16 protein-coding genes are annotated in these 14,438 nt (G+C 72.0%); 10 read left to right on the top strand and 6 right to left on the bottom strand.

Going from position 1 to position 14,438, the window contains the following annotated elements; genetic code table 11:
* The first annotated feature begins 73 nt into the window (after window positions 1–73).
* Complete coding sequence (locus NRP21_RS19190; protein ID WP_257717843.1) at window positions 74–2,539, top strand: mechanosensitive ion channel domain-containing protein; 2,466 nt, start codon at window positions 74–76, stop codon at window positions 2,537–2,539.
* A gap of 42 nt (window positions 2,540–2,581) precedes the next feature.
* Here NRP21_RS19190 and NRP21_RS19185 read toward each other — a convergent pair whose 3' ends face one another.
* The 5 genes from NRP21_RS19185 to NRP21_RS19165 all read right to left on the bottom strand — a co-directional run bounded on the left by NRP21_RS19185 (window position 2,582) and on the right by NRP21_RS19165 (window position 6,871).
* Complete coding sequence (locus NRP21_RS19185; RefSeq protein WP_257717842.1) at window positions 2,582–3,130, bottom strand: DUF4337 domain-containing protein; 549 nt, start codon at window positions 3,128–3,130, stop codon at window positions 2,582–2,584.
* Between the two features lie 92 nt (window positions 3,131–3,222).
* Window positions 3,223–4,173 (bottom strand): homocysteine S-methyltransferase family protein, encoded by a 951-nt coding sequence (locus NRP21_RS19180; RefSeq protein ID WP_257717841.1) that lies wholly within the window; start codon window positions 4,171–4,173, stop codon window positions 3,223–3,225.
* A 371-nt stretch (window positions 4,174–4,544) separates the two neighbouring features.
* A complete protein-coding gene (locus NRP21_RS19175) occupies window positions 4,545–5,519 on the bottom strand; it encodes a calcium-binding protein (protein WP_257717840.1) in 975 nt (324 codons plus the stop codon).
* A gap of 289 nt (window positions 5,520–5,808) precedes the next feature.
* Window positions 5,809–6,237: an alternative ribosome rescue aminoacyl-tRNA hydrolase ArfB gene (arfB, locus tag NRP21_RS19170; protein WP_257717839.1), complete on the bottom strand. Its 429-nt coding sequence runs from the start codon at window positions 6,235–6,237 to the stop codon at window positions 5,809–5,811.
* A 4-nt stretch (window positions 6,238–6,241) separates the two neighbouring features.
* Window positions 6,242–6,871 carry an MSMEG_1061 family FMN-dependent PPOX-type flavoprotein gene (locus NRP21_RS19165; protein WP_257717838.1) on the bottom strand — a complete coding sequence of 210 codons (630 nt, stop codon included), beginning with the start codon at window positions 6,869–6,871 and terminating at the stop codon, window positions 6,242–6,244.
* A 399-nt stretch (window positions 6,872–7,270) separates the two neighbouring features.
* Between NRP21_RS19165 and NRP21_RS19160 the strand changes: the two genes are divergently transcribed.
* From NRP21_RS19160 to ruvA, 3 genes are read left to right on the top strand one after another with little or no spacing between them, the layout of a single operon-like run.
* A complete protein-coding gene (locus NRP21_RS19160; protein ID WP_257717837.1) occupies window positions 7,271–8,020 on the top strand; it encodes a YebC/PmpR family DNA-binding transcriptional regulator in 750 nt (249 codons plus the stop codon).
* Window positions 8,017–8,532, top strand: a complete 516-nt coding sequence (gene ruvC, locus NRP21_RS19155) for a crossover junction endodeoxyribonuclease RuvC (protein ID WP_257717836.1) — start codon at window positions 8,017–8,019, stop codon at window positions 8,530–8,532. Before NRP21_RS19160 ends, ruvC begins: the two co-directional genes overlap by 4 nt.
* Window positions 8,533–8,587: 55 nt before the next feature.
* Complete coding sequence (ruvA, locus tag NRP21_RS19150) at window positions 8,588–9,199, top strand: Holliday junction branch migration protein RuvA (protein ID WP_257717835.1); 612 nt, start codon at window positions 8,588–8,590, stop codon at window positions 9,197–9,199.
* Window positions 9,200–9,289: 90 nt separating this feature from the next.
* Here the strand turns inward: ruvA and NRP21_RS19145 are convergent, their stop codons facing one another.
* Entirely contained in the window at window positions 9,290–9,532 is a 243-nt protein-coding gene (locus NRP21_RS19145) for a hypothetical protein (RefSeq protein ID WP_257717834.1), read from the bottom strand.
* Between the two features lie 180 nt (window positions 9,533–9,712).
* Here NRP21_RS19145 and ruvB point away from each other — a divergent pair, with 180 nt between their 5' ends.
* From ruvB to NRP21_RS19115, 6 genes are all read left to right on the top strand, one after another.
* Window positions 9,713–10,753 (top strand): Holliday junction branch migration DNA helicase RuvB, encoded by a 1,041-nt coding sequence (gene ruvB / locus NRP21_RS19140; RefSeq protein ID WP_257717833.1) that lies wholly within the window; start codon window positions 9,713–9,715, stop codon window positions 10,751–10,753.
* An 89-nt stretch (window positions 10,754–10,842) separates the two neighbouring features.
* The gene (locus tag NRP21_RS19135; RefSeq protein WP_257717832.1) at window positions 10,843–11,970 is read left to right on the top strand and encodes an ABC transporter substrate-binding protein; all 1,128 of its coding nucleotides are present in this window, start codon (window positions 10,843–10,845) and stop codon (window positions 11,968–11,970) included.
* Window positions 11,971–12,105: 135 nt separating this feature from the next.
* The gene (locus NRP21_RS19130; protein WP_257717831.1) at window positions 12,106–12,519 is read left to right on the top strand and encodes a YbgC/FadM family acyl-CoA thioesterase; all 414 of its coding nucleotides are present in this window, start codon (window positions 12,106–12,108) and stop codon (window positions 12,517–12,519) included.
* A 161-nt stretch (window positions 12,520–12,680) separates the two neighbouring features.
* Entirely contained in the window at window positions 12,681–13,445 is a 765-nt protein-coding gene (tolQ, locus tag NRP21_RS19125; protein ID WP_257717830.1) for a protein TolQ, read from the top strand.
* Window positions 13,446–13,449: 4 nt separating this feature from the next.
* Window positions 13,450–13,977 (top strand): protein TolR, encoded by a 528-nt coding sequence (tolR, locus tag NRP21_RS19120; RefSeq protein ID WP_257717829.1) that lies wholly within the window; start codon window positions 13,450–13,452, stop codon window positions 13,975–13,977.
* Window positions 13,978–13,983: 6 nt separating this feature from the next.
* Window positions 13,984–14,438 (top strand): hypothetical protein (locus NRP21_RS19115; protein WP_408639641.1); only part of this gene is annotated, 455 nt, incomplete at its 3' end.

Raw genomic sequence — 14,438 nt, 5'->3', positions numbered from 1 at the left:
GGGCCAGGGGTCCCCGCCGGCTCCGGGCCGAGGCCCGGGGCGATTTCGGATGATCCCTGGAGTGCTCCGAGGAATGCAGCAGCTGATCCGTGCCCTGAGCCCCTTCGCGCGTCCCCTTGCCTTCGCCGCCTTGCTGCTTCTGGCGACGCTTCCGGCCCGGTCCCAGCCAGTGGCCGGGAGCGTTGCCGGGGCGGAGGCGCTGACGCCGGAGCAGGCGCGGAACGCGCTGGACATCCTCCAGGACGATGCGCGTCGGCAGCAGGTGCTGGACGCGTTGCGCGCCGTGGCGGGCGTGGCGCCGGCCCATGATGCGCGGCCGGCGGCTTCCGCCGGGGCCGCGCCCGCGGCGGCCCCGGCGGCAGCGGCGCCCGCTACCACACCCGCTCCGGCACCGGCTGAGCCGACGGAGAAGGTCTCCCTCACCTCTGACAGCCTGCTGGCGGAGGTCATCGCGGCCCTGTCGCGCTGGCTCTCGGCGCTGTCGAACCACTTGGCGACGGTGGGAGCCACCGTCTCCAGCCTGCCGCTGGCCTGGATGTGGCTGGTGCGGACGGCCACCAACCCCTTCGCGCAGTCGGCCATCCTTGACGCGGCCTGGCGGCTGGCGGTCGTGGTGGCGCTGGCCTGGGGCGCGCGCTGGGTGCTGCGGCGGGCGCTGCGGCGGCCGCTGGCGGCATTGGAGAGGCGGGCGGTGGAGAAGGCCGTGGCGCGCCGTTCCGCCGCCACGGCGGGCACGCCGCAGGTGGCGAGCCAGGCGGAGCTGCGCCTGATGCAGCGCGCGCCGCTGGCCCTGATCCGGCTGGTGCTGGAGCTGATCCCGATCGGCGTCTTCGCGCTTGTGGGCAACCTGCTGCTGGCGACGCCGCTGAGCGACGGGGGCGTGACGCCGCTGATCATCCTGGCCGCCGTGAACGCCTTCGTGGTGCAGCACGTCGTCATGGCGGCGGGCTGCGCGGTGGTCTCGCCGAAGTCGCGCTTCCTGCGGCTGTTCCGCATGTCCGACGAGACGGCGGCCTATGCCGAGGTCTGGCTGGGGCGCGTGACGGGTATCGCGATCTACGGCATGGCGGCGCTGGAGATCGCGCGCATCCTCGGGCTGTACCCCGCCGCCTATGCCTCCGCGGCGAAGCTGGTGGTGCTGCTGAACCACGTGCTGCTGATGGTGGTGGTGCTGCAGTGCCGCCGCGGGATCGCCGCGCTGATCGAGCCGGCGCCCGAGGCGACGGGTGGGCTGGCGCTGGCCCGGCGCTGGCTGGCGCGGGTGTGGCACATCATGGCGATCTTCCTGCTGCTGGCGCTGTGGTTCGTCTGGGCGCTGCAGATCGAGAACGGCTACGGGCTGCTCCTGCGCTACGCCGGCTCGACGCTCGCGGTGCTGGTGGTCGCGCGGCTGGTGGCGGTGACTCTGCTTGGCCTGCTGGACCGGGTGTTCCGCATCAAGGCGGAGACGGCGCAGCGGCTGCCGCTGCTGGAGGGGCGCGCCAACCGCTACGTGCCCGTGCTCCGGCGCGGCATCTCCGTCGCGATCGGCCTCGTTACCGTGCTCGCCCTGCTGCAGGTCTGGGGCGTGGACGTGATGGAATCCTTCCGCGACGGCGGGCTGGGGCAACGGCTCGCGACCTCCGCGCTGATCCTGCTCGTGGCCGGCGTGCTGGCCGTGATGATCTGGGAGGGGGTGAACGCCTGGATCGACCGCACGATCGCGGAGATGGCCCAGCGCGGGGACCGCGCGCGGTCCGCCCGGCTGCGGACGCTGCTGCCGCTGCTGCATACCACCCTGCTGGTGCTGATCGTGGCGATCGTGGGCTTCACCGCGCTCTCGCAACTCGGGGTCAACATCGCGCCGCTGCTGGCGGGCGCCGGGATCCTGGGCGTGGCCGTCGGCTTCGGATCGCAGAAGCTGGTGCAGGACGTGATCACCGGGATCTTCCTGCTGCTGGAGAACACGATGCAGGTGGGGGACTGGGTGACGGTCTCCGGCCTCTCCGGCTCGGTGGAGAACCTCTCCATCCGCACCATCCGGCTGCGGGCGGGGGATGGTTCCGTGCACGTGATCCCCTTCAGCTCCGTCACCACGGTGACGAACACGAACCGGGGCAAGGGCAATGCCGCGGTCTCCGTCACCGTCGCCTTCTCCGAGGACCCGGACCGGGTGGGGCAGGTGCTGAAGGAGATCGGGGCGGGGATGCGCGCCGACCCGGCCTTCAAGGACAACATCCTGGACGACTTCGCGCTGTGGGGCGTGGACAAGGTGGACGGCGCCACCTTCACCGTGCTCGGCCAGATGCCCTGCACGGATACCGGGCGCTGGGGCGTGCAGCGCGAGTTCAACCGGCGGATTAAGGGGCGCTTCGAGGAGCTGGGCATCGCCATCGCCGTGCCGGCGCAGAGCGTCATCCTCTCCCGCTTCGCGCGGACGCCGGCCGAGGCGGAAGCCTTGGATCCGGGGCGGGAGGCGAGGCGGCCCGAGACCGTGGGGGCCGATGCCGGGGCGAAGACACATTCCCCGCCGCCCTCCGCGCTGGGGAACACGCAGTAGGTTGCTGCCCCGCCGCCCTTCCGGGTGGCGGGGCGGCGGCTGTCAGAAGTGGATCATCTCCGGCGCGAAGAAGCCAAGGCCGCTGAGGGCGATGCCGAGGACGCCGAGGATCGCGCCGCCGAGGGCGAGCAACGGGACGCCGGTGACGATGCTGGCCGAGGCCACGACAATGGCCACCTGGAAGGCGGCGGAGCCGTACTCGTGCATGTGATAGGCGGCCATGGAGCGATCGCGGACGCGCTCGGCGGCCTTGGCGCGCTCGGCCAGCTCGCGCCGGCCCTCGCCGGTGGCGGGCTCGCTCTCCCAGCGCTGGGCCGTGGCGTTCCAGGCCTCTCGCTGGCGGGCCGAGGCCTCGCTGCCGGCGGGATCGAGGGCGGCGGCCTCCGCGGCGGTGCGGACCACCGTCTGCCGGATGGTACGGGCCTGGAAGAAAGCCCAGAGGTTGGAAGCCTCCACGTTGCGGGAGAGCGCTTCGGTCTGCGCGGATTTCGCGCCGGTTTCGGCAACGGCGAGAAGGAGCGCCAGCACTGCGATCAGCAGGGCGACGCGCTTGTTCTCGCCGGAATGGTCGACATGGGCGTGGCCGGCCACGGTTCCTCTCCGCTGGGTAGGGCGGCGACATGCCACCGGCTCGCGGAACTGTGAAGCGGGGAGGCCGGGGCGCGCGGCCCGTGCGGGGCAGTTCAGGCGCGTGCGGCGGGCAGGCAGGCCTCGCAGATGGCGCGGATATGGCGGTGGTCCGTGCCGCAGCAGCCGCCGAGAACCTGTATGCCGGGAAAGGAGGCGCGCAGGGCCCGGTAGCGGCGCCCGAGATCGGCCGGGTCGCCGATGTCGAGGGTCGCTGACTCGTCCAGCTCCGCATGGCTCCGGGTAGAGGCATTCGCGCGGATGCCGCGGATCCGTTCCACCCAGGGTTGGCCGGCCCAGAGCGCGCCCTGGAAATGCGTGGGATGGGCGCAGTTCACCATGTAATAGGCCGGACTATTGCCCGTGGCGGCGTCCACCGCCTCGATGGCCTCCCGCAGGGTGACGCCGGTGGCCAGCCGCTCATCGGTCTCCACCGTGAAGGAGATCGCGCAGGGGATGCCGTGGTCGGATGCGGCAAGGGTGATGCCGACGGCCTCGTCCGTGCCGGTCAGGGTATAGGCGGCCACCATGTCCGCCCCGGCCTCGGCGAAGGTGGCGATCTGGGCGGAGTGGTAGCGCCGGGCCTCCTCGATCCCTGTGCGGCCGGGCTGATAGCCGTCGCCGCGTGGGCCGATGGCGCCGCTGATCACGCAGGGCGCCTCCGCCGTGTCCCAGTCCCGGCTGAGCTCGTGCATGAGCGTGACGGCGGCGGTGTTGATGCGCCGGAGCCCCTCCGCGTCGTAGCCCAGCCGGGCGCCCCATTCGGGGTTGGAGCGCCAGGTTGGGGAATCCAGGATGAAGCCGAGCCTGCGCTCCCGCGCAATGGCGAGATAGGCCTCGTAGTAGCGGCGAAGCTGACGCCGGCCTTCCTCGGATTCGAGCAGGACGAAGGAGGCGAAGTGGGGCAGTTCGATCCCCTCGAGGAAGATGAGGGTGGTTTCCATGCCGCCATCAGTCAGGAAGGTCTTTCCGCCGATCTGGGGCAGGGCGTGGCGATGCTTGGCCATGGGGCGTCCTCCGGCTGATCCGGTCCGCCTGGCGGCGCGAGGGCAGGCGGCGGAACAGCCAGACTATCGGCCGGGCGACCGGGCCGGGGCCAGAAAACGCGTGGTCCGGTTCCCGGACGAGCCGTCATGTCCTTCGAAGCAGAGGCGCTTGCGGGGGACGTTCTGGCGCCGGCCGGGCCGATTTCCATACCGGCGCGGGCGATTGCCAGTGGACGGATTGTCACGAGGTGACGCTGCCGGGAAGCGTGAGGCTGCGCCCGCAACAGCGGGCTGAGCGTTCAAGAAGGACATGGGTGGACCGAGCACGCCCGGCCGGGTGGAGAGGCTTCCAGCCGTTCCGGCCGGAAGCCCCCTTACTCAAACGCTGGTGCTCAGAGGATGAAGTCGTTCTGGGACAGGGACTGCACGCCCTGGAGGAAGACCATCAGGTCGGCAGTGCCGTTACCGTCTGCGTCCAGCAGCACCTGCACGCCGCTGCCCACGTCCAGGTCCACATCGCGCCAGACGACCGAGGCCTCGCCGCGGGAGAAGGGCCCATCGCCGGCATAGGAGGCCCCGAAGACGGACAGGTCGATCTTGTCGCCCTCGGCCGAGCTGAAGTCGAGCACGCGGTCCACGCCGCCGCGGGTGCTCTCGGCGAGCTCGTTGTAGCGGAAGGTGTCCGCGCCATCGCCGCCCCGGAGCAGGTCGGCTCCGCCGCCGCCGATCAGCAGGTCGTTCCCGGTGCCGCCATCCATGCGGTCAGAGCCGTCGCCGCCGCGGAGGATGTCGATGCCGGTCCCGCCGGAAATACGGTCGTTGTCGCTGCCGCCGTTGATGGTGTCGTTGCCGGCGCCGCCGTTCAGCGTGTTGGCGCCGGCGAAGCCGTTGATCGTGTCGTTGCCGCTGCCGCCGCTGAGGACGTCATCCCCAGATCCGCCATAAAGGGTGTCGTCGAAGCTGGAGCCGATCACGCGCTCAATGCTGAAGAGGTTATCACCCTCAGCGTCGCCACCTGTCCCGGTGCCGGTCCGCAGGTCCACCGTGACCGCCAGCCGGCTGGAGGCGTAGGTGCTGGTGTCGAAACCCGCACCACCATCGATCACGTCCGCGCCGACGCCGCCGACGAGGGTGTCGTCGCCACCATTGCCGAAGAGCTGGTCGTTCCCCGCGCCGCCATTGGCGAAGTTGTCCGTGGCGGTGAGCGCCAGGGTGGGGGTGATCACGCCGAGGACGTTGGCGACGAGGATGGCGTCGCCGTCGAAACGGTCATCGCCGGAGGTCGGGTTACCCTGGTCCGCGATGGGCAACCCGATGCTCAGAGGGGGTTGGGTCCAGATGCCAACGCCGGTGGTCGTGCCGCTCATGCTGATCGCTCCCTGATGAATTACCTACCCGCGCCGCACGGGAGGGTTCGTGGCTCGTAGGACGGGATTGCTTCCTGCCCGCGGGCGGAGCGCCACCTCCGTCGTCCCGTCCCAGAAATAGTTAACGAACGGTTGCGCCGCGAGAGAACATACAACCTATGATTGCGTTTCGAAGGTCACAGTTTCTTTACGGATGTAACAAGGTCCGAAAGTGGACGAATTTGACCCTTACCGCGGCGATCTCGCGCAGAAATACAACCTTAAGGTGTAGACCGGAAGATAGGCTGGACTATTCGTCCCGAATACGGCCGCGGTTGCGCTTGATGCCGGACCGCACGCCCTTCTCGGTTAGGCGGCGTTCCTGGCTTCCCTTCGTGGGACGCGTGGGGCGACGGACTGGTGGGGGAGGAGCGGCGGCCTCCCGCAGCAGCGCTTCCAGGCGGGCACGGGCGGCCTCCCGGTTGCGCTCCTGCGTCCTGTGCTCCCGGGAGACGAGGAGGAGGACTCCCTCCTCGTTCATGCGGCGCCCGGCCAGGGCGCGGAGGTTCGTCATCACGCGCTCGCTCAGCCCCGGCACCCGGGCCGTGTGCAGGCGGAGCTGCACGGCGGTGGCCACCTTGTTCACGTTCTGCCCGCCCGGGCCGGAGGCGGCGATGAAGCTCTCCTCCAGCGCGGCGTCCGGGACAGTCAGGCTCCGGGTGATGCGGAGGTCGGGCACAGGCTCAGTAGAGGTTCTCGGCGCAGAAGGGGGCGGTCTCGTTGTCGTAGACCTTGGCGTCGAAGGCGCCCTTGGTGTGCTCCGAGATCATCTCGCCGCCCGTGGGGGCGCCCTGGGGCTTCTCGCGACCGGCCCAGAGCTCCGCCCGGAGCAGGGCGCGGGGGCATTGCATGAAGACCTCGGTCACGGAGACCACCAGCACGGTGGGCGGCACGGCGCGGCCCATGGCCAGGCGCTGCCGCAGGGTGGGATCGGTGCTGATGCGGGCGGTGCCGTGGACCCGCAGCGTCTCCCCCATGCCGGGGACGAGGAAGAGGAGGGCGACGCGGGGGTCGTCCAGCACGTCGCGCATGGCGTCGATGCGGTTGTTGCCGCGGCGGTCCGGTAGGACGAGGGTCTTCTCGTCCAGCAGCGCCACGAAGCCCGGAGCGTCGCCGCGCGGCGTGGCGTGGGGGCCGCGATTGCCGACCGTGGAAAGGACGCAGAAGGGGGAGGCCGCGATGAAGGCCGCGCTCTTGCCCTCGATCCGGTCGGTGGCCTTGGCCAGGACCAAGGGGCGGGGGGCGTCGTAAAGGGCCGAGAGCGCCTCATGCGACGTCACGTCGAAGGGGTTGGCGGCGGGGTTGGCGTCCATGGCGACCTCGGGGCGGCAGGCGGGATGCGAGTGCGGCGCATGGTGAAGCGGTTCCCGGCGGCCAGGGCAAGCGCGATCTCCGCGCAGGCTCGCGGGGCCGGTTCGGGGCGGCTGCCTGCGAGACGCCGGCAGGAGCGGTGAGGGGCGGCCCGGGGGAGGCCGGCCCGGGTGAGGCCTGCCCCTGGGGGAAGCCGACTTGTGGGAAGCCGACTTGGGGATGCCGGCCTGGGCCGGGTGGCGCCGGGACGGGGCGCTGATGTAGGATGGGGCTTCCCAGCCCCGCCGCGCGGGCCGCCTCCCCTGCCTTCCGGGGGCCTGGCCCCGGCGGGCCGGTGCGCGGCCCCCCGGGTTCCCTCCGGGCCGGCGCGCCGATGCCAGAGAAGGAACAGGACGCCGACCATGGCCGGCCATTCGCATGCCAAGAACATCGCCCACCGCAAGGCGGCGCAGAGCGCCAAGAGGGCCCAGGCCTGGGGCAAGCTGATCCGCGAGGTGACGGTTTCCGCCAAGCAGGGCCTGCCGGATCCGGCCCACAACCCCCGCCTGCGGGCGGCCGTGAAGGCCGCGCTGGTGGCGAACATGCCGCGCGACACGGTGGAGCGCGCCATCAAGCGTGTGGCCCAGGGCACGGACACGGAGAACTACGATGAGGTGCGCTACGAGGGCTACGGCCCCGGCGGCGTGGCCGTGATTGTCGAGGCACTGACGGACAACCGGAACCGCACGGCTTCCGACCTGCGCTCCATCTTCTCCAAGAACGGCGGGGCGCTGGGGGAGATGAACTCCGTGGCCTTCCAGTTCGAGCGCGAGGGGGTGGTGCGCTACCTGCCCTCCGCCGGGGATGCCGACACGGTGCTGGAGGCCGCGATCGAGGCCGGGGCGCAGGACGTGGAGACGGACGAGGACGGGCACGCGATCCGCACGGCGATCGAGGACCTGTTCGCGGTGCGCGACGCGCTGGAGGCGAAGCTGGGGCCGGCCGAGAGCGCGAAGCTGGAGTGGCGCCCCAACGCCACCGTGCCGCTGGACGAGGAGGCCGCGCGCGGCGTGCTGAAAATGGTGGACGCGCTGGACGACCACGACGACGTGCAGAACGTCTACGCCAATTTCGACGTGCCGGACGAGATCCTGGAGAAGCTCACCGCTTGAATCACTCTGTCAGGATCCTGGGACTGGATCCCGGCCTCCAGCACACGGGCTGGGGGCTGGTGGAGAGCACGGGGTCGCGCCTGCGGCACCTGGGCGACGGGGTGGTGAGCACGAAGGCGGACATGCCGCTGGCGGACCGGCTCTGCGCCATCCACCGGGCGCTGACGGCGCTGGTGGAGGAGATGCGCCCGGACGAGGCGGCGGTGGAGCACACCTACGTCAACAAGAACCCGGGCGCGGCGCTGAAGCTGGGCCAGGCGCGGGGCGTGGTGCTGCTGGCGCCGGCCCTGCTGGGCGTGGTGGTGGCGGAGTACCAGGCCATGGAGATCAAGCGGGCCGTGGTCGGCACCGGGCACGCGGACAAGGTGCAGGTGCAGGACATGGTGCGGCGGCTGCTGCCGGGCGCCACGATCAAGCGGGCGGACGCGGCGGATGCGCTGGCGATCGCCATCTGCCACGCCAATCACCGCTCCACCCGCATGGCGATGGCGCGGGGTTACCAGACGGCATGAGGACGCCTCCGGTTCAGACCTTCGGGCTCCGCCCTCTGGTCATCGGAGGCGGGGCATGATCGGCAAGCTGCGCGGCCGCCTGGATTCCGTGCACGAGGGCGGCTGCATCCTGGACGTGAACGGGGTGGGATACCTCGTCTCCGCTTCCTCCCGCGCGGTCTCGGCCCTGCCGCAGGACGGGGTGGGCACGCTGTGGATCGAGACGATGGTGCGGGAGGACGCGATCACCCTCTACGGCTTTGCCGACGCGGCGGAGCGGGACTGGTTCCGGCTTCTCACGGGCATCCAGGGCGTGGGGCCGAAGGTGGCGCTGGGTCTGCTCTCCGCGCTCTCCCCGCGCGACCTTGCCGCCGCGATCGTGGCGGGGGACCGGGGAAGCCTGACGCGGGCGCCGGGGGTGGGACCGAAGCTGGCGGTGCGGCTGCTCTCCGAGCTGCGGGAGAAGGTGGGCGGGATGCCGACGGGCGACGCCGGCTTCGTCGTGCCCGCCGTGCCGGTGGCCCCGGAGCGAGGTGCGGCGGCGGACGCCGTCTCGGCCCTGCTGAACCTGGGATGGCGGCGCCCTGAGGCGGCCTCCGTGGTTGCGCGGGTGCAGGACCGGCTGGGTGACGGGGCGGACCTGAACACGCTGATCCGTGAGAGCCTGAAGGAGATGGCCCCGCGCTAGCTGGCCGGGCATGAGGCCGTTCTCGGTCTCCGAAGAACGCGCCTGACCGGAAGGAAGCGGGGCCGCACGGGACCCCCGGTGCCGCCCTAGTCAGGCGGGCCCCGGCGCCCGTGCCGCCGGTGCTGTCTCCGGCCCCGCGGGACCGGCCTCGCGTGCCGGCGTCCGGGCGCCGCGCCTGGCGCGCGCTGCCCGGATCGGGGCGGGGTTGCGGACCCGTCGTGCCCAGGGCTCCACGACGGCGCGCGCCATGATGCCGAGGGCGATGGACCCGACCGCCGCCACCAGCGGCAGCAGGACGAGGTAGAAGGCGAGGTTGGCGATCTGCGGGGTCATGCGTGCTTTTCGGCGGTGGGTGGAGGGTGGGAATCCTTCCCGCCTCTCCCCGGGCCGGGCCCGGGATGGCGCCGCAGCCTGCATCGGCCGGCGTGAACAAAGGATTGAGGCCAGGGTGCCGGGGGCGTGCGGCGATGGGTGGCCGCGACAGGGGCGCACGGTCACGCTATGTTCCCCGTCATGAATACGGAACGCATTACCGCCGGCCACCGGCAGGAGGAGGACGCGGCGGAAGCCACGCTGCGCCCCCAGACCCTGGCCGACTTCACGGGCCAGCCCGCGCTGCGCGAGAACCTGTCGGTCTTCGTCCAGGCCGCGCGGGCGCGCGGGGACGCGCTGGACCACGTGCTGCTGTTCGGGCCGCCCGGCCTGGGCAAGACGACGCTGGCGCAGATCGTGGCGCGGGAGCTGGGCGTGGGATTCCGCGCCACCTCCGGGCCGGTGCTGCAGCGGGCGGGCGACCTGGCGGCCATCCTGACGAACCTGCAGCCGCGCGACGTGCTCTTCGTGGACGAGATCCACCGGCTGCAGCCGGCGATCGAGGAAACCCTCTATCCCGCGATGGAGGACTTCCAGCTGGACCTCATCATCGGGGAGGGGCCGGCGGCGCGGACGGTGCGGATCGACCTGCCGCCCTTCACGCTGGTGGGTGCCACCACGCGGGCGGGGCTTCTGGCCACGCCGCTGCGGGACCGGTTCGGCATCCCGCTGCGCCTGCAGTTCTACACGCCGGAGGAGCTGGAGCGGATCGTGGCCCGTGGCGCGCAGAAGCTCGGTTTCGAGCTGACGGCCGACGGGGCGCGGGAGATCGCGAAGCGCAGCCGCGGCACTCCGCGCATCGCCGGGCGACTGCTGCGGCGGGTGCGCGACTTCGCGGCGGTGGCCGGGCGGCCGGCGGACCAGGCGCTGGCGGATTCGGCGCTGGAGCGGCTGGAGGTGGACCGCCTGGGCCTGGACGCGATGGACCGGCGCTATCTGCGGCGGCTGGCGGACCACCACGGCGGCGGGCCGGTGGGGGTGGAGACGCTGGCCGCGGCCCTGGCGGAGAGCCGGGACACGCTGGAGGAGGTGATCGAGCCCTATCTGATCCAGGAAGGGCTGATCCTGCGGACCCAGCGCGGGCGCGTGCTGGGATTGCCGGGCTGGAAGCACCTGGGGATGACGCCGCCGCGCAACGCCATGGCTTCCCAGGGGGACCTGTTGGACGACCCGCTGGCCTGAGCGGCGGCCTGCCGATGTGATGGGAAGGGAGATTGCGGCGCCCAGCGAGTGTAGGTAACCGCGAACCGTTCTCAACGAAGGGCTGGGCCATGCCTTCGCACTCCCTCCGGCGCCGCGCGCTGCTCGCCGCGCCGCTGGTCCTTCCCGCGCTCCGCGCCTCCGGCCAGGGCGCCTGGCCGCGGCAGGTCACGGATCTGCTGGGCCGCAGCGTCACCCTGCGCGCCAGGCCGCGGGCGGTGCTGATCGGGGAGGGGTTCCAGCTCCTCAACATGGCGCTTCTCCTGCCGGACCCGGTCTCCGTCCTCGTGGGTATGGGAGGCGAGCTGAAACAGGTGAACCCGGTGAGCGACGCGGCCTACCGCCAACGTTTCCCGGCCCTGGACAAGGTGCCGGAGCTGACGGCCGCCGTGGGGCAGGGGTTCTCGGCGGAGCGGGCGCTGGCGCTGAAGCCGGACCTGGTGATCCTCAGCACCTGGCAGGCGAACTCGCCGGAGATGCGGCGCGGGGTGGAGCTGCTTGAGAGCACCGGGGTGCCGGTGGTCTACATGGACATCTTCCAGCAGCCCGGTCGCAACACGCTGCCCACCATTCGGCTCCTCGGCGCCGTGCTGGGGGCGGAGGAGAAGGCCGAGGCCTATGCGCGCTTCTACGAGGAGCGGCGCGACCGGATCGTGAAGCGGGTGGCCGAGGCGGGGAAGCCGGGGCCGCGAGTGCTTCTCTCCGCCTTCCCGGGGCGATGGCCCTGCTGCTGGTCGCCCGGCGCGGGCGGTGGCGACGGCGAGTTCATGGCGATGCTGGGCGCGCGGAACGTGGCCGAGGGGCTGACCGGCAACCCGCGCGGCGGCAACATCGCGGTGGAGCAGGTGCTGCTCTCCAACGCCGAGGTCTTCATCGGGACGGGGCTCTACGCGCCGGGCGACACCTCGGCCGGCATCCAGGTTGGCCCGGGGGCGCCGCCCGATGCGGCGCGGGCCAGCCTGGAGCGGGTGCTGCGGATGGCGGAATACTCCGGCCTGCCGGCGGTGCGGTCTCGGCGGGCGCTGGGGATCTGGAACTACTTCAACGCGCTGGCGGCCAACATCGTGCAGTTGGAGGCCATGGCGCGCGCCGTCCGGCCCGAACTCTTCGCCGATCTGGACCCGGTGGCGACGATGGCGGCAATCAACGCGGACTTCTCCGCCGTGCCCTATGAGGGGGCGTTCTGGACCAGCCTCTGATGCTGGTGGGGCGGGTCAGGCGGCCATGGCCCGCAGTGGAATCTTCGGTTCCCCGGCAGAAATGACGGGCATGCGGGGCTGCCGCGGTGCGGCGGGCCTGGGCGCGGGCCTCATTCGGCGCTAGGGGCGGGCGCCATGGCCGTGCACCGCTATCCCATCCGCGTCTATTTCGAGGACACCGACGCAGGCGGGGTGGCCTATCACGCCAACTATTTGCGCTGGGCGGAGCGGGCCCGGACGGAATCCTTGCGTGACATAGGTTTGCCGCATCATCTTTTGATGGAACGTTATGCTTCGTTGCTTGTGGTGCGGCGCATCGAAGTGGCGTATCTGCGGCCCGCGCGGCTGGATGACCTGGTGTTCATCGAGACCCGGGTGCTGAAGGCGGGCGGGGCCTCGGTGGATGTGGGGCAGGACGTGGTGGCAGAGGATGGCGGAGTGCTGGCGCGCTTGAAGGTCGGGCTGGTCTGCGTCTCGCAGGAGAGCCTGCGGCCGGCGCCGCTGCCGGAGCCCTGGCGCTCCGCGCTGCGGCCTTCGGCGGCGGGCTGACGGATTCGGGCTTTGCGGTGGCGGGGCTGCCGCAATGCCGCTCCCGGTGCCGGGCAGGCTCCGGCCGGGGATAATGGTGTGGCCCGCAAGGGCCGTTCGGGGGCGCCGGGGGGCGCCAGGGGATGGCGCCCGCATCGGGCGCGTGAACGAGGAGACCGCCCGTGAACGGTGGTGTGACTGCGCAGAACCTGGCCGCGGCCGGGCACGATCTCTCGCTGTGGGGGCTGTTCCTCCAGGCGGACTGGGTCGTGAAGGCGGTGATGATCGGCCTGCTGCTCGCCAGCGTCTGGGTCTGGGCGATCGTCTTCGAGAAGTGGACGACGATGCGGCGCGTGAACCGCGCGGCCGACGGGTTTGAGGACAAGTTCTGGTCGGGCGGCAGCCTGGAGGACCTCTACCGCAGCGAGGGGGAGCGGCCGACGCATCCCATGGCCTCCGTGTTCGGCTCCGGCATGCGGGAGTGGTCGCGCGCGGCCGACATGGGCCTGACGGGCGCGCTGGCGATGACCGGGATGAAGGAGCGGGCGGAGCGGGCCATGAACGTGGCCATCAACCGCGAAATGGACGGGCTGGAGAAGTGGATGACCTTCCTCGCCTCCGTCGGCTCGGTCGGGCCCTTCATCGGGCTGTTCGGCACGGTCTGGGGCATCATGAACTCCTTCTCGGCCATCGCCGGGATGAACAACACGAACCTCGCCGTGGTGGCGCCGGGCATCGCGGAGGCGCTCTTCGCCACCGCCATTGGCCTGGTGGCCGCCATCCCGGCGGTGCTGGCCTACAACAAGATCAACACGGACCTGGCGCGCTTCACCGGGCGGCTGGAGGGCTTCGCGGCCGAGTTCGGCGCCATCCTCTCCCGCCAGGCGGACGAGGCGCCGGTGGCGCCGTCCCCCAACGCGCCCCCGCGCCAGCCGGCACAGGTCTGAGCCGATGGCGGCCTCGATCCAGACGGGTGGCGGGCGCGGCGGGCGCCGCCGCCGGCCGATGGCGGAGATCAACGTCACCCCGCTGGTGGACGTGATGCTCGTGCTGCTCATCATCTTCATGGTGGCCGCGCCGCTGATGACGGTGGGCGTGCCGGTGGACCTGCCCAAGACCCAGGCCGCCGCCCTGAACCAGGAGCAGGAGCCGATCACCATCTCCATCAACCCGGAGGGGCGGATCTTCCTGCAGGAGACCGAGGTGCAGCCGGACGGGCTCGTGCCGCAGTTGCGCGCCATCATGGAGGCCCAGCCCTCCGGCCAGCCGGAGCGGCGCATCTTCGTGCGCGGGGACCGCACCATCGCCTACGGGAAGATCATGGAGGTGATGGGCATCGTCTCCTCCGCCGGCTTCTCCCGCGTCGCGCTGCTGGCCGAGCAGCCGGCTGGCACGCCGGCCCGCACGGGTGGCGCCGCCCCCGCGCGCGGCGCGGCCGCCGCCGCCCCGGCGGCCCCGGCGAGCACACCAAGGCGGTAAACGGCGATGTCGGGGGCCACAGGCGTGATGAAGGGGGGCGACGACCGGCTCCGCCCCTGGCTGGTGGCGTCGCTGGTGGCGCACGCCCTCGTCTTCGCGCTGCTGCTGATCGAGCTGCCGGGCCGGGAGCTTCCGGAGCCGGTGGAGACGGCCATGCCCGTCGAGATCGTGACACCGGACATGCCGCAGCTGGCCCAGGCGCCGGAGCCGCTGCCCTTGCCTGCCCCGCCGGCGCCGGAGCGGACGCCGCCGACCCCAACGCCCACGCCCACCCCGCCCGAGCCGCCGCGGAACGAGCCGCCGACGCCGCTACCGCCCCCGCCGCCGCCGAATCCGGCCGCGCCCTCCATGCCGGCGCCGCCGACGCCCACCCCGCCCACGCCGACGGCCGTGCCGCCGCTGCCCCTGCCGCCGGCGCCCACCCCGACACCGCCGGCCCCGACCCCGCCGCGCCCCTCTCC

The organism is Roseomonas populi (assembly GCF_024594815.1).
Taxonomy (GTDB): Bacteria; Pseudomonadota; Alphaproteobacteria; order Acetobacterales; family Acetobacteraceae; genus Roseomonas; species Roseomonas populi.
This window is presented reverse-complemented; position numbering and strand designations above follow the sequence as displayed.

Excerpts from the sequence above, each read along its gene's own strand:
- NRP21_RS19160 (WP_257717837.1), top strand. The coding sequence starts at position 7,271 with ATGGCCGGCCATTCGCATGCCAAGAACATCGCCCACCGCAAGGCGGCG.
- NRP21_RS19180 (WP_257717841.1), bottom strand. The coding sequence starts at position 4,173 with ATGGCCAAGCATCGCCACGCCCTGCCCCAGATCGGCGGAAAGACCTTC.
- NRP21_RS19145 (WP_257717834.1), bottom strand. The coding sequence starts at position 9,532 with ATGACCCCGCAGATCGCCAACCTCGCCTTCTACCTCGTCCTGCTGCCG.
- ruvA (WP_257717835.1), top strand. The coding sequence starts at position 8,588 with ATGATCGGCAAGCTGCGCGGCCGCCTGGATTCCGTGCACGAGGGCGGC.
- NRP21_RS19135 (WP_257717832.1), top strand. The coding sequence starts at position 10,843 with ATGCCTTCGCACTCCCTCCGGCGCCGCGCGCTGCTCGCCGCGCCGCTG.
- NRP21_RS19175 (WP_257717840.1), bottom strand. The coding sequence starts at position 5,519 with ATGAGCGGCACGACCACCGGCGTTGGCATCTGGACCCAACCCCCTCTG.
- NRP21_RS19130 (WP_257717831.1), top strand. The coding sequence starts at position 12,106 with ATGGCCGTGCACCGCTATCCCATCCGCGTCTATTTCGAGGACACCGAC.
- ruvB (WP_257717833.1), top strand. The coding sequence starts at position 9,713 with ATGAATACGGAACGCATTACCGCCGGCCACCGGCAGGAGGAGGACGCG.
- NRP21_RS19190 (WP_257717843.1), top strand. The coding sequence starts at position 74 with ATGCAGCAGCTGATCCGTGCCCTGAGCCCCTTCGCGCGTCCCCTTGCC.
- NRP21_RS19165 (WP_257717838.1), bottom strand. The coding sequence starts at position 6,871 with ATGGACGCCAACCCCGCCGCCAACCCCTTCGACGTGACGTCGCATGAG.
- tolR (WP_257717829.1), top strand. The coding sequence starts at position 13,450 with ATGGCGGCCTCGATCCAGACGGGTGGCGGGCGCGGCGGGCGCCGCCGC.